The 21,930-nt window shown below is 69.6% G+C and carries 17 protein-coding genes; 1 reads left to right on the forward strand and 16 read right to left on the reverse strand.

The features are described from left to right. Positions 1–184 precede the first annotated feature (184 nt). Positions 185–2,926, reverse strand: coding sequence for a preprotein translocase subunit SecA (gene secA, locus M3U25_RS13645; protein ID WP_355501990.1), 2,742 nt, complete (start codon positions 2,924–2,926; stop codon positions 185–187). A 160-nt stretch (positions 2,927–3,086) separates the two neighbouring features. Next, on the reverse strand, positions 3,087–4,034 hold the full coding sequence (locus M3U25_RS13650) for a M23 family metallopeptidase (protein WP_160948096.1): 948 nt from the start codon (positions 4,032–4,034) through the stop codon (positions 3,087–3,089). Between the two features lie 10 nt (positions 4,035–4,044). On the opposite strand from M3U25_RS13650, the gene M3U25_RS13655 reads away from it, so the two are divergent. After that, positions 4,045–4,521 (forward strand): DUF721 domain-containing protein, encoded by a 477-nt coding sequence (locus M3U25_RS13655; protein WP_242160674.1) that lies wholly within the window; start codon positions 4,045–4,047, stop codon positions 4,519–4,521. A 146-nt stretch (positions 4,522–4,667) separates the two neighbouring features. Here the strand turns inward: M3U25_RS13655 and lpxC are convergent, their stop codons facing one another. The 14 genes from lpxC to rsmH form a co-directional block, all read right to left on the reverse strand. After that, positions 4,668–5,582, reverse strand: coding sequence for a UDP-3-O-acyl-N-acetylglucosamine deacetylase (gene lpxC, locus M3U25_RS13660; RefSeq protein ID WP_160948098.1), 915 nt, complete (start codon positions 5,580–5,582; stop codon positions 4,668–4,670). Positions 5,583–5,951: 369 nt separating this feature from the next. Then, a complete protein-coding gene (ftsZ, locus tag M3U25_RS13665) occupies positions 5,952–7,178 on the reverse strand; it encodes a cell division protein FtsZ (RefSeq protein ID WP_010340120.1) in 1,227 nt (408 codons plus the stop codon). A 295-nt stretch (positions 7,179–7,473) separates the two neighbouring features. Further along, complete coding sequence (gene ftsA / locus M3U25_RS13670) at positions 7,474–8,709, reverse strand: cell division protein FtsA (protein WP_010340121.1); 1,236 nt, start codon at positions 8,707–8,709, stop codon at positions 7,474–7,476. Then, complete coding sequence (locus M3U25_RS13675; RefSeq protein WP_242160673.1) at positions 8,706–9,560, reverse strand: cell division protein FtsQ/DivIB; 855 nt, start codon at positions 9,558–9,560, stop codon at positions 8,706–8,708. The genes ftsA and M3U25_RS13675 overlap by 4 nt, the downstream gene beginning before the upstream one ends. A gap of 121 nt (positions 9,561–9,681) precedes the next feature. Next, positions 9,682–10,623, reverse strand: coding sequence for a D-alanine--D-alanine ligase (locus M3U25_RS13680; RefSeq protein ID WP_355501982.1), 942 nt, complete (start codon positions 10,621–10,623; stop codon positions 9,682–9,684). Next, a complete protein-coding gene (gene murC, locus M3U25_RS13685) occupies positions 10,620–12,056 on the reverse strand; it encodes a UDP-N-acetylmuramate--L-alanine ligase (protein WP_355501979.1) in 1,437 nt (478 codons plus the stop codon). The genes M3U25_RS13680 and murC overlap by 4 nt, the downstream gene beginning before the upstream one ends. Continuing rightward, complete coding sequence (gene murG / locus M3U25_RS13690) at positions 12,053–13,318, reverse strand: undecaprenyldiphospho-muramoylpentapeptide beta-N-acetylglucosaminyltransferase (protein WP_355501976.1); 1,266 nt, start codon at positions 13,316–13,318, stop codon at positions 12,053–12,055. The genes murC and murG overlap by 4 nt, the downstream gene beginning before the upstream one ends. Further along, on the reverse strand, positions 13,315–14,637 hold the full coding sequence (gene ftsW, locus M3U25_RS13695; protein ID WP_048490518.1) for a putative lipid II flippase FtsW: 1,323 nt from the start codon (positions 14,635–14,637) through the stop codon (positions 13,315–13,317). Before ftsW ends, murG begins: the two co-directional genes overlap by 4 nt. Next, positions 14,637–15,722, reverse strand: coding sequence for a phospho-N-acetylmuramoyl-pentapeptide-transferase (gene mraY / locus M3U25_RS13700; RefSeq protein ID WP_010344435.1), 1,086 nt, complete (start codon positions 15,720–15,722; stop codon positions 14,637–14,639). The genes ftsW and mraY overlap by 1 nt, the downstream gene beginning before the upstream one ends. After that, entirely contained in the window at positions 15,712–17,205 is a 1,494-nt protein-coding gene (gene murF / locus M3U25_RS13705; protein WP_355501972.1) for a UDP-N-acetylmuramoyl-tripeptide--D-alanyl-D-alanine ligase, read from the reverse strand. The genes mraY and murF overlap by 11 nt, the downstream gene beginning before the upstream one ends. Further along, entirely contained in the window at positions 17,202–18,686 is a 1,485-nt protein-coding gene (locus tag M3U25_RS13710; RefSeq protein ID WP_355501968.1) for a UDP-N-acetylmuramoyl-L-alanyl-D-glutamate--2,6-diaminopimelate ligase, read from the reverse strand. Before M3U25_RS13710 ends, murF begins: the two co-directional genes overlap by 4 nt. Beyond that, positions 18,683–20,551 (reverse strand): penicillin-binding transpeptidase domain-containing protein, encoded by a 1,869-nt coding sequence (locus M3U25_RS13715; RefSeq protein ID WP_263391487.1) that lies wholly within the window; start codon positions 20,549–20,551, stop codon positions 18,683–18,685. Before M3U25_RS13715 ends, M3U25_RS13710 begins: the two co-directional genes overlap by 4 nt. Further along, positions 20,548–20,811 (reverse strand): cell division protein FtsL, encoded by a 264-nt coding sequence (gene ftsL / locus M3U25_RS13720; RefSeq protein ID WP_010344441.1) that lies wholly within the window; start codon positions 20,809–20,811, stop codon positions 20,548–20,550. The genes M3U25_RS13715 and ftsL overlap by 4 nt, the downstream gene beginning before the upstream one ends. Beyond that, positions 20,808–21,920: a 16S rRNA (cytosine(1402)-N(4))-methyltransferase RsmH gene (rsmH, locus tag M3U25_RS13725; protein WP_355502058.1), complete on the reverse strand. Its 1,113-nt coding sequence runs from the start codon at positions 21,918–21,920 to the stop codon at positions 20,808–20,810. The genes ftsL and rsmH overlap by 4 nt, the downstream gene beginning before the upstream one ends. Between the last annotated feature and the right edge of the window lie 10 nt (positions 21,921–21,930).

Here is a 21,930-nt window from a genome sequence, read left to right on the forward strand (position 1 = left end):
CCACGCCGCCGAGCGCATCGTCCCGCGTCCTTCCCAGAAACAGAACGCCCCGCGCGAGGCGGGGCGGTTCGCAAAAGCGTGGCCAATGCCGGCAGCGCGTCCGGGACACGGCCCCTTCAGCGAGGGCCGCGCCGAGTCTGCGACGCCAACCGCGAGGCTGCTGCGCGATCGCGCAGCAGCGCGCTCAGCTCAGCTGGCCGTGGCAGTGCTTGTACTTCTTGCCGCTGCCGCAGGGGCACGGATCGTTGCGGCCGACCTTCGGCGCTTCGCGGGTCACCTGCGCCACGGTCGGCGCCGCGGCGCCGCCGCCCTGCACCTGCTCGGCTTCCTCGTCGGCACCGTAGCCGCCGGCATCCTGGTGCTGGAACTGCGCCTGGCGCAGTTGCGCCTCCATCTGCTGGCGCTCCTGCGCCTCCAGCGCCGCCACTTCCTCCTCGCTGCGGATGCGCACCCGCGCCAGCAGGGTCACCACTTCGCGCTTGGCGTGCTCCAGCATCTCCGAGAACAGCTCGAAGGCTTCCTTCTTGTATTCCTGCTTGGGCTGCTTCTGCGCGTAGCCGCGCAGATGGATGCCCTGGCGCAGGTAGTCCATGCGCGCCAGGTGCTCCTTCCAGCTCTGGTCGAGCACGGTGAGCATCACGTGCTTCTCCAGCGCGCGCATGGTCTCGCCGCCGATGGCCGATTCCTTCTCGCGGAAATGGCGGTCCACTTCCTCGCGCACCTTCTCGACGATGCCGTCCGCGTCCAGTTCCTCCTGGCGCTTGACCAGGTCGCTGATCGACAGCGACAGGCCCAGCTCGCTGGCGAGCGTGGCTTCCAGGCCCGGCAGGTCCCACTGGTCGTCCACCGAGTTCGGCGGCACGAAGCGCGACACGATGTCGTAGATCACGTCGTCGCGGATGCCGTCGACGTTCTCCTTCACCGACTCGGCGTCCAGCAGCTCGTCGCGCTGGGCGTAGATCACCTTGCGCTGGTCGTTGTTGACGTCGTCGAAGTCGAGCAGGTTCTTGCGGATGTCGAAGTTGTGCGCCTCAACCTTGCGCTGCGCCTTCTCGATCTGCCGGCTGACCAGCTTGTCCTCGATGACGTCGTCTTCCTTCATGCCCATCATGCGCATCGCCTTCTGCACCCAGTCCGAGGCGAAGATGCGCATCAGGTTGTCTTCCAGCGACAGGTAGAAGCGCGAGGAACCCGGGTCGCCCTGGCGGCCGGAGCGGCCGCGCAGCTGGTTGTCGATACGCCGCGACTCGTGACGCTCGGTGCCGATGATGTGCAGGCCGCCGGCGGCCTTGACCGCGTCGTGGCGCTCCTGCCAGGCCGCCTTCAGGCGCGCGCGCGTGGCCTCGTCCGGCTCCTCGCCCAGCGCGTGCAGTTCGGCCTCCAGCGAGCCGCCGAGCACGATGTCGGTACCGCGGCCGGCCATGTTGGTGGCGATGGTGACCGCGCCCGGCTGGCCGGCATTGGCCACGATCTGCGCTTCGCGCTCGTGCTGCTTGGCGTTGAGCACCTCGTGCTTCACGCCCGCCTTGCGCAGGTGCTCGGACAGCATCTCCGAGGTCTCGATCGAGGTGGTGCCGACCAGCACCGGCTGGCCGCGCTTGGCGCAGTCCTCGATGTCGGCCAGCACCGCATTGAACTTGCCCTGGCGGTTGAGGAACACCTGGTCCGGCCAGTCCTTGCGGATGGTCGGGCGGTTGGTCGGGATCACCACCACTTCCAGGCCGTAGATGCTCTGGAATTCGTAGGCTTCGGTATCGGCCGTACCGGTCATGCCGGACAGCTTCTTGTACATGCGGAACAGGTTCTGGAAGGTGATGCTGGCCAGCGTCTGATTCTCGCGCTGCACCGGCACGCCTTCCTTCGCCTCCACCGCCTGGTGCAGGCCGTCGGACCAGCGGCGACCCGGCAGGGTGCGGCCGGTGAACTCGTCGACGATCACCACTTCGCCGTCGCGCACGATGTAATCGACGTCGCGCTGGTAGATCGCGTGGGCGCGCAGCGCCGCATTGAGGTGGTGGACCACGCTCAGGTTCTGCGCGCCGTACAGGCGGTCTTCCTCGTCGGCGAGGATGCCGGCGGCGCGCAGCAGTTCTTCGGCGTGCTCCATGCCCGCTTCGGACAGGTGCACCTGCTTGCCTTTCTCGTCGACCCAGAAGTCGCCCTCGCCCTCTTCCGACTCCTGCTTGACCAGCTGCGGCACGATGCGGTTGACGCGGATGTACAGTTCCGGCGACTCGTCGGCCGGGCCGGAGATGATCAGCGGGGTGCGCGCTTCGTCGATCAGGATCGAGTCGACCTCGTCGACGATGGCGTAGTTGAGCCCGCGCTGGAAGCGGTCGGCCTTGGACAGCGCCATGTTGTCGCGCAGGTAGTCGAAGCCGAATTCGTTGTTGGTGCCGTAGGTGATGTCGGCGGCGTAGGCGGCGTGCTTGTCGCTGTGCGGCATGCCCGGGTACACCACGCCCACGGTCAGGCCCAGCCAGTTGTACAGCTTGCCCATTTGCGCGGCGTCGCGGCGCGCCAGGTAGTCGTTGACGGTGACCACGTGCACGCCCTTGGCTTCCAGCGCGTTGAGGTACACCGGCAGCGTCGCGACGAGGGTCTTGCCCTCGCCGGTGCGCATTTCCGCGATCTTGCCCAGGTGCAGGACCATGCCGCCGATCAACTGCACGTCGTAGTGGCGCATGCCCAGCACGCGGCGGCTGGCCTCGCGGCACACCGCGAACGCTTCCGGCAGCACCTTGTCCAGGGTCTCGCCGCCGGCGATGCGCCCGCGCAGTTCCGGGGTCTTGGCCTGCAGCTGCTCGTCGGAGAGCTGCTCCATCTCCGGCTCCAGCGCATTGATCTTGGCGACGATACGGTGGAGCTGGCGCAGTTGGCGCTCGTTGCGGCTACCGAAAACGCGAGTAAGCAGACTGTTGATCATTGAAGGAACCGGTTGGAAAGGAACGCCTCGGCGGCCCGATCCCAGGGAATCGACGGGCCGCAAACGAAACAGGGCGCGAGGCGCCCTGTCGATGGCAAAGCACATTGTAGCTTGGGGCGGGGTCCGGCGATTCAATGCCGGCACACCGCCCCTGCCGGACTCAGCCGCGGCCGCGGCGGCCCACCGGAATGGCGCCATCGCCGAGGAACTTGGCCGGGTTCACCACCACCCCGTCCTTCCACACCTCGAAATGCACGTGGGCACCGGTGGAACGGCCGGTGGAGCCGGCCTTGGCCACTTCCTGGCCGACCCGCACCAGGTCGCCGACCTTCACCGACAGCCGCGAATTGTGCGCGTAGCGGGTGACATAGCCATTGCCGTGGTCGACCTCGACCACATTGCCGTAGCCGCCGCGCACGCCGGAGTAGCTGACCACGCCGTCGGCCACCGCCAGCACCGGGTCGCCGACATTGGCGTGGAAGTCGATGCCCTTGTGGTTGCCGGTGCCGCGGCCGAACGGATCGGCGCGGCCGCCGAAGGCCGAGGTGATGTAGCTGTTGCGGATCGGCATCCGCGAAGGCACCGCGTTCTGGTCCAGCTGATGGTCGAACAGCAGCGATTCCAGCACCGACAGCTGCTGGCCGGAGGTGGCGAACTGCTGCTGCAGCCCGTCCAGTTCCTTGCCGAGCTGCTGCGCCGGCATGTCGTGGCTGGGCTCGTCGTCGCCGCCACCGACGCCGACCGGCTGGTCGAAGTCGAACTCGCCGTCCTGCAGCTTGCCCATGCGGGTCAGGCGCTCGCCGAGCGCATTGAGCCGGGTCGCCTGCGCCTGCAGTTCGCCCAGGCGCGCGGCCAGGGCGTTGACCTGGGTCTGCGCGTCGCGGCGCACCTGCGCCAGCTCCTGGTCCTGCCGCTCGAGCTTGGCGCGCAGTTGCGCCGAACCACCCCACCCGGCCGCAGCGCTGACGCCGATGCCGAGTACCATGCCGAGGCCGAGCACGGTACCGAGCGCGGCGAGGGGACGGCGATCGGCGAATTCGCGCAATCGCCACGGCAACGTCTTGACCCCCTTTTCACTGGAACGGATTACGATCTTCTTGAACGTCATATGAGTTTTCATGTCTAAGCGAAAGTCCGGCGAAGGCCATACCGCCACGCCGCAGCCGGCACTGGACGCCGCACTGGCGGACAAGGCGGGCGACCCGTTGCGCCGTGCCTTGTGGCTCGACGCGCTGGACCGGCAGTTACGCCCCCATCTGCCGCCGAACCTGGCCTCCCGTTGCCGGTTGGCCAATGTGAACGGCGAGCAGCTCGTTTTTCTCGTTGAGTCTCCGGTCTGGCACGCCCGGGTCAGGCTGGCCGAGGCCGACATCCTTGCTGCGGCCCGTTCCCTCGGGCTGAAAGCCACCAAAGTGACCGTCAAGACTGCGACTGCACCCGCGCATTCCCCAATGCAGCAGGCAAGAAGCACGCCAGCTCCGGTTTCTGCGGCCACGCACAAGGGCTTGCGCGAGGCCCTGGCTTCCCTGCAGGACGTCGTCTCCACGACGCCCGATGCGACCACGGGCTCCGACCGTGGCCGTCGACGTACGTAGACAGACACGCCGCGACCGACGCATCCTAGCGGGCGCCAGGCGTCAGGTCGTTACCGATTCGTTAAATCGGCGTTAAGGGGAGAAGAAGAACCGGCCGATTGCCGATTCCGTGATACCCACCCGGCCGTTGGCCGGACTTAACGGGTTCAGGCGTAAGCCGCGGCCCCGTAGGCCACCGGCGCCTGCTGCGCGGCGGATTCGAAGCTGACCCACTCCCACGCCGCCTGTTCGGCGAGCAGGGCGCGCACCAGCTTGTTGTTCAGCGCATGACCGGACTTGTAGCCCTCGTAGGCGCCCAGGATGGGGCCGCCTGCCAGGTACAAGTCGCCGATCGCATCGAGGATCTTGTGGCGCACGAACTCGTCGGCGTAGCGCAGGCCGTCGTCGTTGAGCACGCGGAACTCGTCGAGCACGATGGCGTTGTCCATCGAACCGCCCAGGCCGAGATTGCGCTCGCGCATGTACTCCAGGTCGCGCATGAAGCCGAAGGTGCGCGCGCGGGAGATTTCCTTGATGTAGGCCATCGTCGAGAACTCGATTTCCTGGCGCGACTGCTTGGCCGGGATCATCGGGTGGTCGAACTGGATGGTGAAGCCGAGCTTGTAGCCGCCGTCATAGGGCACGAAGCGGGCGATCTTGTCGCCGTCGCGCACTTCCACCTCGCGCTTGATGCGGATGAAGCGCTTGGCCTTGCCCTGCTCGACGATGCCCGCCGACTGCAGCAGGAACACGAACGGACCGGCCGAGCCGTCCATGATCGGCAACTCGGCCGAGGATAGTTCGACGATGGCGTTGTCCACGCCGAGGCCGGCCATCGCCGACATCAGGTGCTCCACCGTCTGGATCTTGGCCTGGCCGCGGCTCAGGCCGGTGCACAGCGTGGTCTCGGTGACCAGCTCGGCATCGGCAGGCACGTCCACCGCCGGATCCAGGTCCACACGTCGGAACACGATGCCGTGGTCGGCCGGTGCGGGGCGCAGGGTCATGTAGACCTTGTCGCCGCTGTGCAGGCCCACGCCGGTGGCGCGGATCGTGTTCTTGAGGGTGCGTTGCTGGGTCATGGCAGACAGTCTGGGAACGTCTGTTCGCACGGGAACTGAACAGACAACGAGAATATCACGCGTTTAGCCAAATTTTAACAAAGCGGTCACAGCATCCCATGGGTGCAACGCTGGCCCGTACCGGCGTCGCCGTCGCAAAAACCTGCCGGGTCGCGAGGACCCGGCAGCAAGGGAAACGGCGCGCCGGCCAGGGAGGCGCTCCTGGACGGCGGTATTGCGGGCCGGCGTGGACGCCGGCCGATGACGCGGACCTCAGTCGGCCTGGCGGCGCAGGGCGGGCCGCTTGCTTGCGAAGCACCGCTTCGCGAGCGGCCCCGCGCCCGGCCATGGAGCCCATCCGCGAGCCGGACGGCTGCGCCAGGGACGGCATCAGTCGGCCTGACGGCGCAGGAACGCAGGAATATCCAGGTAGTCGCTCGGCAGATCGGCCGCGGCCGGTGCCGGTGCGGACGCCGCCGCGCTCATGCCATCGCCGCTCGGACGACGCAGGCCCAGACCCATCGCACCGCCGACCGCCTTGGACACGGCGTCGCCGCCATGCTCGAAGTCGCCGAACTCCGGCTGGCCGGTGGTGGCGTTGCGCACCAGCTTGATCGGCGCGCGCTGTTCCGGGCGCTGCGACTGGCGCGACACCGCACGGTTCAGGCCGGTGGCGACCACGGTCACGCGCACTTCGTCCTGCATGTCCGGATCCAGCACGGTGCCGACCACCACGGTGGCGTCCTCGGAGGAGAAGCCCTCGATGGTGCGGCCGATCTCGTCGAACTCGGCCATGGTGAAGTCCGGGCCGGCGGTGATGTTGACCAGGATGCCGTTGGCGCCGGCCAGGTTGACGTCGTCCAGCAGCGGATTCTGGATCGCCGCTTCGGCGGCGGCCTGGGCGCGGTCGTCGCCGCGGGCCGAGCCGGTGCCCATCATCGCCAGGCCCATTTCCGACATCACGGTGCGCACGTCGGCGAAGTCGACGTTGATCAGGCCCGGACGCACGATCAGGTCGGCGATGCCCTGCACCGCGCCCTGCAGCACGTCGTTGGCGGCGCGGAACGCCTGGATCATGGTGGCGTTGCGGCCGAGCACGGTGATCAGCTTTTCATTCGGAATGGTGATCAGCGAGTCGCAGTGCTGGCTCAGTTCCTCGATGCCCTTCAGCGCCACCTGCATGCGGCGGCGGCCTTCGAACGGGAACGGCTTGGTGACCACGGCCACGGTCAGGATGCCCATTTCCTTGGCCAGCTGCGCCACCACCGGCGCGGCGCCGGTGCCGGTGCCGCCGCCCATGCCGGCGGTGATGAACACCATGTCCGCACCCTGCAGCGCGTCCATGATGCGCTCGCGGTCTTCCAGCGCGGCCTGGCGGCCGACTTCCGGGTTCGCGCCCGCGCCCAGGCCCTTGGTGACGTTGGTGCCGAGCTGCAGCTGCAGCTTGGCGCCGCAGTTCTTGATCGCCTGCGAGTCGGTGTTGGCGGTGATGAATTCCACGCCGTCCACGCTGCTGCTGACCATGTGCGCGACCGCGTTGCCGCCGCCGCCGCCCACGCCAACGACCTTGATCACTGCATTGGGTGCCATCTTTTCAATCAGTTCGAAATGCGCCATGTCCGTTTCCTCTTTGAGCTGTGAATGGGGAATCGGGAATGAGGAATCGGATCGCTCCGTCCGCCTGCCCGACACCCGCATTTCAGCGAGTGTTGTTGTTTGGAAGCTGGGAATGGGGAATCGGGAGTGGGGAATCGCAACAGCGCGTCTCCAGCCCGGGACCTTTTCCTCAGCGGAATTGCAAAAAAACCACGCCTACCTACCTTCTCTCACCGCTCTCCACCGATCTCACCACAGCACTGCCTTTGCTTTTGCTCTTACCCATTCCCAATTCCCGATTCACCATTCCCGGCTCTCAAAACTCGCCGCGATACCAGTTCTTCAACTTCTTGAACAAGCTGCCGGCGCGGCCGGTCGGCAGCGACGGGCGGCGCGGGTGTTCGATCTGGCTGCCCATCAGCAGCAGGCCCACGCCAGTCGCGTGCACCGGGTTGCCGACGACTTCGCCCAGGCCGGTGACGTGCTGGGGAATGCCCACGCGCACCGGCATCTGCACCATTTCCTCGGCCAGTTCGACCACGCCTTCCATCTTCGAAGCGCCGCCGGTGAGCACCATGCCGGCGCGCACCAGTTCCTCGAAGCCGGAACGGCGCAGTTCGGCCTGCACCATCTCGAAGATTTCCTCGTAGCGGCCCTGCACCGCCTGCGCCAGCGAATGGCGCGGCATGCGCCGCGGCGGGCGGTCGCCGACGCTGGGCACCTGGATGCTTTCTTCCGCGGTGGCCAGCTGCGCCAGCGCGCAGGCGTAGCGCACCTTGATCTGCTCGGCTTCCGGGGTCGGCGTGCGCAGCATGTGCGCGATGTCGTTGGTGACGTGGTCGCCGGCGATCGGCAGCGAGGCGGTGTGGCAGATCGCGCCCTGCACGAACACCGCCAGGTCGGTGGTACCGGCGCCCATGTCCACCAGCACCACGCCCAGCTCGCGCTCGTCGGCGGTCAGCACCGCCACCGAGGACGCCAGCGAGGACAGGATCAGGTCGTCCACCTGCAGGCCGCAGCGCTGCACGCACTTGCTGATGTTGGCCGCGGCCGACTGCGCGCACACCACCAGGTGCGCGTGCACCTCCAGGCGCACGCCGGTCATGCCGACCGGGTTGCGAATGCCTTCCTGCGAATCGTCCAGCACGTACTCGCGCGGGATCGCGTGGAGGATGCGCTGGTCGGCCGGGATCGCCACCGCCTTGGCCGCTTCCAGCACGCGGTCCAGGTCGTTCCAGGTCACCTCGCCGTCGCGGATCGGGACGATGCCCGGCGAGTTCTTGCACTGCACGTGGTTGCCGGAGATCGAGGCGTACACCGAGCGGATCTCGCAGCCGGCCATCAGCTCGGCTTCCTCGATCGCGCGCTGGATCGACTGCACGGTGGATTCGATGTCCACCACCACGCCGCGCTTGAGGCCGCGCGACTCATGCGAACCGATGCCGATCACCTCGATCGGATTGCCGGGCGAGTATTCGCCGACCAGCGCGACGACCTTGGAGGTGCCGATGTCCAGTCCAACGATGAGGGATTTGTCGCCTTTGCGGTTCATGTCTTGGAGCCGGGAATAGAGAATCGGGAATGGGGAAGGGAGAAGAGCGGGCTCTCGCGACGGGGCGGAGGGTCGGCCAGTGCCGCATGGCGCGTGGGCTGGGCCGGCGCCGCGGGCTTCTTCTCCTTGCCCGGCTCCTTGCTCGGCTCTTTGCTCTCGGGCACCCATGCCACCGTGAATCCGTTGGTGTAGCGCAGGTCGGCGCGTGCCAGCGGCGGCTGGCCCGGCTGCAGCAGTTGCGGCAGCACCCGGGCGAAGCGCTCCAGGCGGGCGCGTGCGTCGTCGCGGCCGACCACCACCTGCACGCCGTTGCCCAGCGCCAGCGACCAGCTGCCGCGCGCGTCCAGGGCCACGCCCTGCACCGGCAAACCGACCGGCGCGAACAGCGCGCGCGAGGCGTTGTACAGCGCGACCACGTCGGCGGCCTTGGCATCCGGACCAGCCAGGTGCGGCAAGGCCACGTCGCGCAGTTCGTTGGGCAGGGCGAAGATGCGGCCCTGCTCGGACAGCATGCGGTCTTCGCCCCAACGCGCGAACGGACGGTGCTCGACGACGCGCACTTCCAGCACATCCGGCCAGCGCTTGCGCACCCGCGCACTCTCCACCCACGGCAGGCGCTCGATCGCGTCCTGCGCATCCTGCAGGCGCACCGCGAAGAAGCCGCGGCGCGCATACGGCAGCACCACCTGGCGCAGTTGCTCGGCGGACACGCGCTTGAAGTCGCCGCTGACCTGCAGCCGGCTCAGCGGCCAGCGCTCGGCGCCGACCCAGCCGTTGAGCACGGCCACGATCGGCAGCGCGACCAGGGCCAGCGCCAGCAGCCAGGCGAGGATGCGCAGGGAGGCGTTCATGGGCGCACCGTCCGGTGCGCAGGAATGGGGAATCGGGAATGGCGAATGGGCAAAGCGCAAGCGGCCGCGCACGCGGCACCGCTCTTGCCCATTCCCCATTCCCGATTCCCGATTCCCCGCTTCACAGCGTCTGCTCCAGGATGCGCCAGCACAGGCCGGCGAAGTCCACGCCCAGTTGCGCCGCGGCCTTGGGCACCAGCGAGTGGCTGGTCATGCCCGGAGCCGTGTTGACCTCGATCAGCTGCAGGCCGCGCACGCGGTCGCGCATCACGTCCACGCGGCCCCAGCCGCTGCAGCCGGCGGCGGCGAACGCCTGCAGGGCGAGCTGGCGGATCTGGGTCTCGTCCTCGCCGTCCATGCCCGGGCACAGGTACTGGGTGTCCTCGGCGATGTACTTGGCGTGGTAGTCGTACCAGTCGCCGGCGGGGACGATGCGGATCGACGGCAGCGCGATGTCGCCAAGGATGCCGACGGTGTATTCCTCGCCCTGCACCATCTGCTCCATCAGCAGTTCGCCGTGGTAGTCGGCGGCGAAGGCGCGCACCGGCGCCAGGTCGGCCTCGGCCAGCACGCGGAACACACCGACGCTGGAACCTTCGCAGGCCGGCTTGACGAACAGCGGGTAGCCCAGCGCGGCCGCCGCCGCGGCCAGGTCGGCCTGGGCGTCGATGCGGGCGAAGCCCGGGGTCGGCAGGCCGGCGGCGATCCACACCTGCTTGGTGCGGATCTTGTCCAGGGTCAGCGCGCTGCCGAGCACGTCGGGGCCGGTGAACGGCACGTGCAGCGCGCGCAGCAGGCCCTGCAGCACGCCGTTCTCGCCGTCGCCGCCATGCAGGATGTTGAACACGCGGTCGACCTCGCCGGCGCGGATGCGCTCGAGCAAGGCCGGGATGCCGTCCACCGGCTGCGCGTCGACACCGCGGCTGCGCAGCGCCTCGAGCACGTTGGCGCCGGAGTTCAGCGACACCTCGCGTTCGCTGGAGCTGCCACCGAGCAGCACGGCGACGCGGCCGAACACGGCCGGGTCGGTGACGCGCGGCGGCGGCAGGGTCTGTGCGCTCATGCGTCCGCTCCGCCGGCGAAGCCGTGCTGGGCGATGTGCTGGGCGACGTAGCCGATGTCGCCCGCCCCCATCATCAGCAGCAGGTCACCGTCCTGCAGCACGTCCGGCAGCACGCTGCCGAGTTCGCCGACCTGGCCGACCACGACCGGCTCGCTGCGGCCACGCGCGCGGATCGCGCGGGCCAGCGAGCGCGCGTCGGCCCCCGGGATCGGCGCCTCGCCGGCCGGGTAGACCTCGCTGAGCACCAGCGCGTCCACTTCCGACAGCACCGCGGCGAATGCGTCGAACTGGTCGCGGGTGCGGCTGTAGCGATGCGGCTGGAACGCGACCACCAGGCGCTTGTCCGGCCAGCCGCCACGGGCGGCGGCGAACACCGCGGCCAGTTCGCGCGGATGGTGGCCATAGTCGTCGACCACGCGCACGCGCGCGCCGGCGGCGGTGGTCACCTCGCCCAGGTCGTTGAAGCGGCGGCCGATGCCGGCGAAGCCCTGCAGCGCACTGGCGATCGCCTCCGGTGCCACGCCGAGCTGCCAGCCGATGGCGGCGGCGGCCAGGGCGTTGAGCACGTTGTGGCGGCCCGGCAGCGCCAGGGTCACCGGGATGCTGCTGCCTTCCGGCAGGCGCAGGGTGAAGCGCATGCGTGGGCCGTCCTGGACCACGTCCTCGGCGCGCACGTCGGCGTTCTCGCTGAGGCCGTAGCTCATCACGTGGCGCGGCGTCTTCGCCGCCAGCGCGGCCACTTCCGGATCGTCGATGCACAGCACCGCCAGTCCATAGAACGGCAGGCGCTGCAGGAACTCGGCGAACGCGGCCTGGACCCGGGCGAAGTCGTTGCCGTAGTTCTCCAGGTGATCGGCATCGATGTTGGTGATGACCGAAATCAGCGGGTTCAGGCGAAGGAAGCTGCCGTCGCTCTCGTCGGCCTCGGCCACCAGCCACTGGCCACCGCCGAGCTTGGCGTTGGCGCCGGCGGCGAGCAGTTGGCCGCCGATCACGAAGGTCGGGTCCAGCCCGCCTTCGCTGAGCACCGCCGCGGCCAGGCTGGTGGTGGTGGTCTTGCCGTGGGTGCCGGCCACTGCAATGCCGCGACGGAAGCGCATCAGCTCGGCCAGCATCGCCGCACGCGGCATGATCGGAATGCGCTGGCTGCGCGCCTCCATCAGTTCCGGGTTGTCCTCGCGGATCGCGCTGGACACCACCACGCAGTCGGTGCCGAGCACGTTGGCGGCCGAGTGCCCGCGCATCACCCGTGCGCCGAGCTTGACCAGGCGCCGGGTCGCCGCGTTGTCGGCGTTGTCCGAGCCGGAGACTTCATAGCCCAGGGTCAGCATGACCTCGGCAATGCCGCTCATGCCGGTACCGCCGATGCCGACGAAATGCACGCGCGGGAACGCGCGGACCAGATCGCCGGTGTCGTGGAGGCGGCGGATCATTGTTGGCCTCCTGCGGAGGCGGGATTCGGGAATCGGGATTCGGGATTAGGGAAAAGCGAAGCGCTGGCGGCGATCCGCGCCTGCCGCGTGTTCGTGTCTGCGTGTGTCACTGCGTGATTCTGCCCTTGATTGTGCTTGTACCCATTCCCCATTCCCGGTTCTCCATTCCCGGCTTCTTCGAGCACGATGTCCGCGATGCGCTCGGCGGCGTCGGGCTTGGCAAGCTCGCGCGCGGCCTCGGCCATCGCCAGGCGCTGGGCGGGCTGTGCCAGCAGGTCGCGCAGCACGCGCTGCAGGTGGTCGGCGAGGGCGTCGTCCTGCTTCAGCAGCACGGCGGCGCCGCGCTCGACCAAGTATTCGGCGTTGCGGGTCTGGTGGTCGTCGACGGCGGCGGCGAACGGCACCAGCACGCTGCCGATGCCGACCGCGCACAGTTCGGCCAGGGTCGAGGCGCCAGCGCGACACACCACCAGATCGGCCCAGGCGTAGGCAGCAGCCATGTCGCCAATGAAGGCTTCGACGCTGGCGGCGACGCCGGCGTCGGCGTAGGCGCGCGCGGCTTCCTCGCGCAGCGCTTCGCCGCACTGGTGGCGCACCTCGACGGCCCCGCCGAGCGCGGCCAGCGCCTGCGGCAACGCCTGGTTGAGCACGCGTGCGCCCTGGCTGCCGCCCAGCACCAGCAGCCGCGGCGCGCCGTGGCGCGCGGCCAGGCGCTGCGCCGGCGGCGCCAGCGCGGCGATCTCGGCGCGCACCGGGTTGCCCACCGCTTCCTCGCGCGTGGCGAAGCTGCCGGGGAAGCCGGTCAGCACGCGTCGTGCGACCCGCGCCAGCACCTTGTTGGTCAGGCCTGGCGCACGGTTCTGTTCGTGCACCAGCAGCGGCAGCTTGAGCAGCCGCGCGGCCAGGCCACCGGGACCGGCCGCGAAGCCGCCGAAGCTGATCACCGCGCGCGGCGCACGCCGGCGCAGCACGAAGCCGGCGGCGCGCACCGCGCGCATCACCCGCACCGGCGCGCCGAACAGGGCCAGTGCGCCCTTGCCGCGCAGTCCACCGATCTCGATGGTGTCCAGCTCGATGCCGTGTTCCGGCACCAGCCGCGTTTCCATGCGCCCGGCCGCGCCCAGCCACACCACCGGCACGCCGCGCGCGCGCAGCACCTTGGCCACGGCAAGCGCGGGGAAGATGTGTCCGCCGGTACCGCCGGCGAGGATCATCACCGGTGCGGCGGAGGCAGCAGCGGAGGCGGACGCCGAGGCGCTCATCCGAGCCTCCCAAACGTGGGTTCGACGCGCGGCTGCATGCGGCTGGTGCCGCGCCCCGGAGCGCCGCCCTGGATCGCCGCGGCGACCGCGCTGGCGCTGGCCTCGCGCGCGGCGTGCAGGTCCTCGGCGTTGTCCACGGTCTGCTTGACCGGCATCGCCGCGTCGCTGCGCACCAGCGCCACCTGGCGCTCGGCGCGGTTGAGTTCGTAGGACACGCGCAGCAGCAGGCCCATCGCCACGCAGGTCATCAGCACGCTGGAACCGCCGGCGGAGATCAGCGGCAGGGTCAGGCCCTTGGTCGGCAGGATGCCCAGGTTCACGCCGACCGAAACGAAGCTCTGCAGGCTGATCCACAGGCCGATGCCGAAGGCGATGTAGCCGGAGAAGTGGCGCTTCATCTCCACGCAGCGCATGCCCAGCCAGAACGCACGGCCGACCAGCAGCGCGTACAGCGAAATGATCAGGCACACGCCGACGAAGCCCAGCTCCTCGGCGATGACCGAGAAGATGAAGTCGGTGTGCGCTTCCGGCAGGTAGTTGAGCTTCTGCACCGAGCCGCCCAGGCCGACCCCGAACAGTTCGCCGCGGCCCACCGCCATCAGCGCGTTGGACAGCTGGTAGCCGGAGCCGAGCTGGTCGGCCCACGGATCCAGGAACGAGGTGATGCGGCGCAGGCGGTACGGCTCGAGGATCGCGATGAAGGCGAACACCGGCAGGCCGATCACGATCGGCATCGACATGCGCGGCAGGTTCACCCCGCCCAGCACCAGCATGCCGGCGGTGATCGCCAGCAGCAGCGTGGAGGAACCGAAGTCCGGCTGCAGCAGCAGCAAGCCAACCAGCGCCACCGCCACGCCCAGCGGCTTGAGCATCGCCGGCCAGGTCGCGTTGACCTCGTCGCGGAAGCGCACCAGGTAGCTGGACAGCCACACGATGTACAGCACCTTCACCGCTTCCACGGTCTGGAAGCGCGAGATGCCCAGGTTGATCCAGCGCCGCGCGCCGTTGACGGTGCTGCCGAGACCGGGCACGAACACCACCAGCAGCAGGCCGAAGCAGGCCAGCAGCAGCAACTGGTTGTACTGCTCGATGTTCTTCAGTTCGGTGCGCATCGCCCAGATCGCCAGGCCGACACCGCCGGCCAGGAACAGCAGGTGGCGGCTGAGGTAGTAGAACGGGCTGGTGGTCAGTTCGATCGAGCTGGAGCCGACCATCACCACGCCCAGCGACGCCAGCGCCACCGCGGCGCCGAGCAGCCACGGGTCGTAGCGGCCACCGATGGCCTCCAGGCGGGTCGCTTGGCGGGCAGCGTCGTTCATCAGCGCACCTTCAACGTGGCCAGGCCGACCAGCACCAGCACCACCGAAATGATCCAGAAGCGCACGATCACCCGCGGCTCCGGCCAGCCCTTCAGCTCGAAGTGGTGGTGGATCGGCGCCATGCGGAACACGCGCTTGCCGGTGAGCTTGAACGAGGCGACCTGGATCATCACCGACAGGGTCTCGATGACGAACACGCCGCCCATGATCACCAGCACCAGTTCCTGGCGCACGATCACCGCGATGGTGCCCAGCACCGCGCCAAGCGCCAGCGCGCCGATGTCGCCCATGAACACCATCGCCGGATAGGTGTTGAACCACAGGAAGCCCAGGCCCGCGCCGGCGATCGCCGCGCAGATGATGATCAGTTCGCCGGCGCCGGGGATGGTCGGGATCTTCAGGTAGGCGGAGAACACCGCGTTGCCCGAGGCATAGGCGAACACGCCCAGCGCGCAGGCCACCAGCACGGTCGGCATGATCGCCAGGCCGTCCAGGCCGTCGGTCAGGTTGACCGCATTGGAGAAGCCGACGATCCAGAAATACGCGATGGCGACGAAGCTGATCCCGGCCAGCGGCAGCGCGATCGACTTGAACATCGGGATGTAGAAGGTGATCGCCGCCGGCACGTCGGCGGTGTAGTACAGGAACAGGCCGGCAGCCAGGCCGAAGATCGACTGCAGCAGGTACTTCCAGCGCGACTTCAGCCCGTTCGGGTCGCGGCGCACGATCTTGATCCAGTCGTCGTACCAGCCGATCACGCCGAACGCCAGCATCACCGCCAGCACCAGCCACACGTAGCGGTTGCGCAGGTCGCCCCACAGCAGCACCGACAGCAGCACGGTGAGCAGGATCAGCGAGCCGCCCATGGTCGGGGTGCCGGCCTTGGAGAAGTGGGTCTGCGGGCCGTCCTGGCGGATCGGCTGGCCGCCCTTGAACTGCGCCAGCTTGCGGATCACCGCCGGGCCCAGCCACAGCGACAGGAACAGCGAGGTCAGCGCCGCGAGGATGCCGCGGAAGGTCAGATAGCCGAACAGCCCGAACATGCTTTCGAGCTGCTGCAGCCAGCGGGCGAGTTCAAGCAGCATGCGGCGCCTCCTGTGCCTGGTTCAGCAGCGCACGCACCACGGTGTCCATGGCGCTGCCGCGCGAGCCCTTGACGAGGAGCGTGGCCGCGGCCGGCTGGAGCGCGCCATGGGACGGCGCGCCGGTGGTCTCATGCATCTGCTTCACTTCCTGCTCTTGATCCTGCGTTTGTCGCGTGCCGGCCACGGCCGCCAAATCGCGCTGCAGCGCCTCGATCAGCGCCGCGTGGCTGTCGAACACCCGGCCGTTCTCGCCGAAGGCCTGCGCGGCGTGGGCACTGAGCGGACCCAGCGCGTACAGCCGGGTCAGCCCGGCGTCGCGCGCGCGGCGGCCGCCGCTGGCGTGCAGCGCTTCGGCGCCGGCGCCGAGTTCGCGCATGTCGCCCAGCACCAGCCAGCGCTCGCCGCCGGCTGCGGCCAGCGCGTCGATCGCCGCGGCCAGCGAGCCGGGGTTGGCGTTGTAGCTGTCGTCGATCAGCACCGCGCCGTTGGGCAGCACGTGGGTGATCTGCCGACCGGGGACCGGCTGCACCTGCGCCAGGCCGCCGGCGATGCGTGCCGGCGCCACGCCCAGCGCCAGCGCCAGCGCGGCGGCGGCCAGGGCGTTCTGCAGGTTGTGCCGGCCCGGCAGCGGCAGCGTCGCCTCGACATCGCCACGCGGGGTGGTCAGCACGAACTGGGTGCGGTCGGCGGCCATGCGCACCTGCGCGGCACCGATCTCGGCGCCCGGCTGCAGGCCGAAGCGCAGCACCTGCGGCCGCGCCTCGCCCGTCGGCAGGCGCTGCTCGAACCACAGGCCGAAGGCATCGTCGGCATTGATCACCGCAGTGCCGTCGGCCGGCAGCGCGGTGTAGATGGCGCCCTTGGTCTGCGCCACGCCGAGCAGGCTGCCCATGCGCTCCAGGTGCGCGGCGGCGATGTTGTTGACCAGCGACACCTGCGGCGGCGCGATGTCGGTGAGATAGGCGATGTCGCCCGGCTTGCCGGCGCCCATTTCGTAGATGGCATAGTCGGCGTCGTCCGGCGCCTCGATCACCGCCAGCGGCAGGCCGATCTCGTTGTTGCGGTTGCCGGGGTTGGCGTAGACGTTGCCGCCGTCGATGCGGCAGGCGTGCTGCAGGATCGCCAGCAGCAGTGCCTTGACGCTGGTCTTGCCGTTGCTGCCGGTGATCGCGGCCACGCGGGTGGCGCGGCCGCGCTGCATGCCGGCGGCGATGCGCGCCAACGCCAGCTCGGTGTCGGCGGCGACGATCTGCGGCAGTTCGATCTGCGGCTGCACGCGCTCCACCAGCAAGGCGCTGGCGCCGCGCGCGGCGGCATCGGCAACGAAGGCGTGGCCGTCGAAACGCTCGCCACGCAGCGCCACGTACAGGCTGCCTGCGGACAGGCTGCGGGTGTCGTGGCTGATCGCGTCGATCGCCACGTCGTCGCCGTGCAGCTCGGCGCCGGCCCAGTGCGCGATCATCGACAACGGCAGGCGCTTCATCGGGCCGCCTCCGCCGCATGCGCGCGCAGGGCCTGCGCGGCGACCTCGGTGTCGTCGAACGGATGACGCACGCCGGCGATCTCCTGGTAGGGCTCGTGGCCCTTGCCGGCGATCAGCACGATGTCCTCGGCGCCGGCGGCGGCGACCGCCATGGCGATCGCCTGCGCGCGGTCGCGCTGCACCTGCACCGTCTGCATGCCGTCGAAGCCGGCCAGGATGTCGGCGACGATGGCATCGCCGTCCTCGCCACGCGGGTTGTCGTCGGTGACCACCACGCGCTCGGCCAGGCGCTGCGCGATCGCCGCCATCTGCGGACGCTTGCCGGTGTCGCGCTCGCCGCCGCAGCCGAACACGCAGGTGATGCGGCCCTGCGCGTGCGCGCGCAGGCTCTGCAGCGCCTGCTCCAGCGCGTCGGGGGTATGCGCGTAGTCGACCACCACCAGCGGCTGCGCACCGTTGCCGCCGAGCCGGTTCATGCGCCCGCGGATCGGCTGCAACTGCGCCAGGGTGGCGGCGATGCGCACCGGTGCCACGTCCAGCGCATGCAGCGCGCCGGCCACGGCCAGCAGGTTGTCGACGTTGAAACGGCCCAGCAACGGCGACTGCAGCGGATGCCGCTCCTCGCCGATCGCCAGGGTGAAGCCGATGCCGCGCGCGTCCAGGCGCAGCGCCTCGGCGCGCACCTCGGCGCCGTCCTGGCCGCGCGAACTGACCGCGATGCGGCGCAGCGCCGGGTCCAACTTGGCCAGCAACTCGCGGCCGAACGCGTCGTCCAGGTTGATCACCGCCGACTTCAGCCCCGGCGTGGCGAACAGACGCGCCTTGGCCGCGCCGTAGCCGGCCATGTCGCCGTGGTAGTCGAGATGGTCGCGGGTGAGATTGGTGAACACCGCCACGTCGAAATGCACCGCGTCCACGCGGCCCTGGTCGAGCGCGTGCGAGCTGACTTCCATCGCCACCGCCTGCGCGCCGGCGTCGCGCAGCTGCGCCAGCAGCGCGTGCAGCGGCAGCACCAGCGGCGTGGTGAAGCCGGTCGGCTGCACCTGCCCGTACAGGCCGGCGCCGAGCGTGCCGATGCTGCCGCTGCGCGTGCCCAGCAGGTGCCAGGCCTGCGCCAGCAACTGCACGGTGGAGGTCTTGCCGTTGGTGCCGGTGACCCCGACCATGGTCATGGTCTGCGACGGATGGCCGTGGAACTGGTCGGCCATCGCGCCCATGCGCGCGCGCAGGCCCGGCACCGCGATCGCGTCGGCCGGCGCCGGCAGCTCGGCCGGGGCCGGCGGGTCGTATAGCACGGCGACGGCGCCGTTGGCGCGCGCCTGCTCGACGAAGCCCAGGCCGTGCGCGCCGAACCCGGCGATCGCCACGAAGGCATCGCCCGGGCGCACCGCGCGGCTGTCCATGACCAGCCCGGACACCTGCACATCGTGCGACAGCGCCACACCCGGCAGCAGTTGCGACAGCGACATGGCGCGGGTCACTGGCGTGTCTCCTGCAGCGGTGCCGGCAACGCGGCCGGCGCCGGCGGCGCCACGGCGCGCGCGCTGGGCAGCGCGGCATCGACCTCGGCGGCGGCGTCGGGCACGGTGGCCGGATCCGGCTCCACCGGTGCCGGCGGCGGCGCATGGCCGCTCTTGCCGGCGGCCTGTGCGGCCAGCCACGACTGGATATCGTCCGGCGGCACGTCCATCAGGCGCAGCGCGCCTTCCATCACGTTGTGGAACACCGGCGCCGACACCAGGCCGCCGTAGTACTTGGCGCCCTGCGGGTCGTTGATGACGATGACCGTGGCAAAGCGCGGGTTGCTCGCCGGCACCAGGCCCGCGAACAGCGCGTTGTAGTGGCCGCGCTCGTAGCCGCCGGGGCCGGCCTTGCGCGCGGTGCCGGTCTTGCCGGCCACGTGGTAGCCCAGGATCGCCGCGCCCTTGGCGCCGCCCTGGGTGACCACGGTCTCCATCATCGCCACCACTTCCTTGGCGATCGCCGGGTCCAGCACCTGCTTGCTGTCCTCGTGCTGGCCCTTGACGAAGGTCGGAGTGACCAGGCGGCCGCCGTTGCCCAGCGCGCAATAGGCACGGGCGATCTGCAGCGGCGTCACCGACAGGCCGTAGCCGTAGGACATGGTGGTCTTGGACGAACCGCTCCAGCGCGCCGGCGACGGGAACACGCCGGCCGATTCGCCGGGGAAGCCGCTGTGCGGGGAGCTGCCGTAGCCGTAGCTGTGGACCTGGTCGTAGAAGGTCTGGTCCGGCAGCTTGGCCGCGATCTTCGCCGCGCCGATGTTGGAACTGCGGGTGATCACCCCGGTCACGGTCAGCACGCCGTTGTTGCGCGGCACGTCCTTGATGGTGAAGCGGCCCACGGACATGTAGCCGGGGTTGGTGTCGATCAGCGTGTCCTTGGTCACCACCCCGGCCTTGAGCGCGGTGGAGATGGTCAGCGGCTTCATCGTCGAGCCCGGCTCGACCAGGTCGGTGACCGCGCGGTTGCGGCGCACGTCCGGGTTGACCCCGTTGACCGCATTGGGGTTGTAGGTCGGCAGGTTGACCATGGCCAGGATCTCGCCGGTGGCCACGTCCATGATCACGATCGAGCCGCCGGCGGCCTTGTTCTCGACCAGCGCGTTGCGCAGTTCCTTGTAGGCCAGGAACTGGATGCGGCGGTCGATGCTCAGGGTCAGGTCCTTGCCCGGCTGCGCGGGCTTGACCAGGTCGATGCTCTCGACGATCGCGCCCTTGCGGTCGCGGATCACCCGCTTGGCGCCCGGCTTGCCGCGCAACCAGGAATCGAACGCCAGCTCCAGTCCTTCCTGGCCGCGGTCGTCGATGTTGGTGAAGCCCAGCACGTGCGCCATCGCTTCGCCCTGCGGGTAGAAGCGGCGGAATTCGCGCTGCGAGAACACGCCGGGAATGCCCAGCGCGACCACCGCATGCGCCTTGTCCGGATTGATCCGGCGCTTGAGGTACATGAACTCCTTGTCCGCCTTCTGCGACAGCTTGGCGGTCAGTTCGTCGACCGGCAGCTCCAGCGCCTGCGCCAGCTGCGGGATGCGGTCCGGGCTGCGCAGCAGTTCCTGCGGGTTGACCCAGATCGATTCCACCGGCGTGGACACCGCTAGCGGCTCGCCGTTGCGGTCGGTGATCATGCCGCGCGAGGTGGCGATCGGCAGTTCGCGCAGGTAGCGCGCTTCGCCCTGGCGCTGGTAGAAGTCGCTGTTGATCAGCTGCACATAGGCCGCACGACCGATCAGCGTCACCGAACACAGGCCCAGCGCCGCGCCGACCAGCGCCAGGCGGCCGCGCAGGTTGAAGTTGCTGCGGGGGCGGTTGCGGCCGGTCTTGTTCACGGGCGCACCACCACGATGTCGCCAGTCTCGGGGAACTTCATCCCCAGCCGCTCGCGCGCGACCTGGTCGACGCGATTGCTCTCGGCCCAGGTCGCCTGCTCCAGTTGCAGCCGGCCGAACTCGATGTTCAGTTCGTCGCGGTTGTGCTCCAGCCGCGACAGCTCCACGAACAACTGGCGATGGCGATGGCGCATGTACACCACCCCGATCGCCGAGGCGATGGTGCAGGCGAGCAGCACGAGCAGCAGCAGCCGGCTCATGGGGCGCTCCTGTGGAGCGCGCCATGAGCCGGCGGGAATGGGGAAACGGGAATGGGGAATGGGGAAGAGCCGGTCGACTGCGCACGGAAACCTTCCGTCCCGGGAAGCGCGCTCTTGCTTTCGCCTTTACCGATTCCCGATTCCCGACTCCCGATTCCCAGCTTCTCGGCCACCCGCAGCACCGCGCTGCGCGCGCGCGGGTTCGCCGCCAGTTCGTCGGCGTCGGCCTTGATCGCGCCGCCGTGCAGGCGCAGGGTCGGCACGAAGGTGGTGGCTTCGGGCAGGCGGCGGTTGCTCGGCGGCGCCTTGGCGTGGCGCTGCATGAACTGCTTGACGATGCGGTCTTCCAGCGAGTGGAAGCTGATCACCGCCAGGCGGCCGCCGGGCTTGAGCCGGGCCAGCGCCGCGTCCAGGCCGGTCTCCAGATCGGCCAGCTCGCGGTTGATGTGGATGCGGATGGCCTGGAAGCTGCGCGTGGCCGGATGGGTCTTGCTGTCGCCGCGCGGCATCACGCCGGCGATCAGCTCGGCCAGTTCGGCGGTGCGGGTCAGCGGCTGCTTCTCGCGGCGAGCAACGATGGCGCGGGCGATGCGCCGGCTCTGCCGCTCTTCGCCGTAGGTCCACAGCACGTCGGCGATCTCGCGCTCGTCGGCGCGCGCCAGCCACTGCGCCGCGCTCTCGCCGGCCTCCGGGTCCATGCGCATGTCCAGCGGGCCGTCCTTGCCGAAGGAGAAGCCGCGTTCGGCCACGTCCAGCTGCGGCGAGGACACGCCCAGGTCGAACAGCACCCCGTCCAGGGCGACCGCGGCGTCCCAGTGGCCCAGTTCGGCGAAGCTGCCGCGATAGATGGACACGCGCGCGTCGGCGCCGAACGCATGTTCGGCTTCGGCGATCGCCTCGGGGTCCTTGTCCATCACCAGCAGCCGGCCTCCTGGGCCGAGTTTGTGCAGCACCCCGCGCGCGTGTCCGCCACGCCCGAACGTGCCATCCAGATAGATTCCGTTTTCGATCACCTGCAGCCCGTCCAGGACCTGCGCGAACAACACCGGCACATGCGCCGCCGATGGTTGCGACACCGGGAGGTGACCGGCCTGCGCCTGTCCGCGCATCCGGACACCC

Source organism: Xanthomonas sp. PPL134, from assembly GCF_040595915.1.
GTDB classification, from domain to species: Bacteria; Pseudomonadota; Gammaproteobacteria; order Xanthomonadales; family Xanthomonadaceae; genus Xanthomonas_A; species Xanthomonas_A indica.

Excerpts from the sequence above, each read along its gene's own strand:
- secA (WP_355501990.1), bottom strand. The coding sequence starts at position 2,926 with ATGATCAACAGTCTGCTTACTCGCGTTTTCGGTAGCCGCAACGAGCGC.
- M3U25_RS13650 (WP_160948096.1), bottom strand. The coding sequence starts at position 4,034 with ATGACGTTCAAGAAGATCGTAATCCGTTCCAGTGAAAAGGGGGTCAAG.
- M3U25_RS13655 (WP_242160674.1), top strand. The coding sequence starts at position 4,045 with ATGTCTAAGCGAAAGTCCGGCGAAGGCCATACCGCCACGCCGCAGCCG.
- lpxC (WP_160948098.1), bottom strand. The coding sequence starts at position 5,582 with ATGACCCAGCAACGCACCCTCAAGAACACGATCCGCGCCACCGGCGTG.
- ftsZ (WP_010340120.1), bottom strand. The coding sequence starts at position 7,178 with ATGGCGCATTTCGAACTGATTGAAAAGATGGCACCCAATGCAGTGATC.
- ftsA (WP_010340121.1), bottom strand. The coding sequence starts at position 8,709 with ATGAACCGCAAAGGCGACAAATCCCTCATCGTTGGACTGGACATCGGC.
- M3U25_RS13675 (WP_242160673.1), bottom strand. The coding sequence starts at position 9,560 with ATGAACGCCTCCCTGCGCATCCTCGCCTGGCTGCTGGCGCTGGCCCTG.
- M3U25_RS13680 (WP_355501982.1), bottom strand. The coding sequence starts at position 10,623 with ATGAGCGCACAGACCCTGCCGCCGCCGCGCGTCACCGACCCGGCCGTG.
- murC (WP_355501979.1), bottom strand. The coding sequence starts at position 12,056 with ATGATCCGCCGCCTCCACGACACCGGCGATCTGGTCCGCGCGTTCCCG.
- murG (WP_355501976.1), bottom strand. The coding sequence starts at position 13,318 with ATGAGCGCCTCGGCGTCCGCCTCCGCTGCTGCCTCCGCCGCACCGGTG.
- ftsW (WP_048490518.1), bottom strand. The coding sequence starts at position 14,637 with ATGAACGACGCTGCCCGCCAAGCGACCCGCCTGGAGGCCATCGGTGGC.
- mraY (WP_010344435.1), bottom strand. The coding sequence starts at position 15,722 with ATGCTGCTTGAACTCGCCCGCTGGCTGCAGCAGCTCGAAAGCATGTTC.
- murF (WP_355501972.1), bottom strand. The coding sequence starts at position 17,205 with ATGAAGCGCCTGCCGTTGTCGATGATCGCGCACTGGGCCGGCGCCGAG.
- ftsL (WP_010344441.1), bottom strand. The coding sequence starts at position 20,811 with ATGAGCCGGCTGCTGCTGCTCGTGCTGCTCGCCTGCACCATCGCCTCG.
- rsmH (WP_355502058.1), bottom strand. The coding sequence starts at position 21,920 with ATGCGCGGACAGGCGCAGGCCGGTCACCTCCCGGTGTCGCAACCATCG.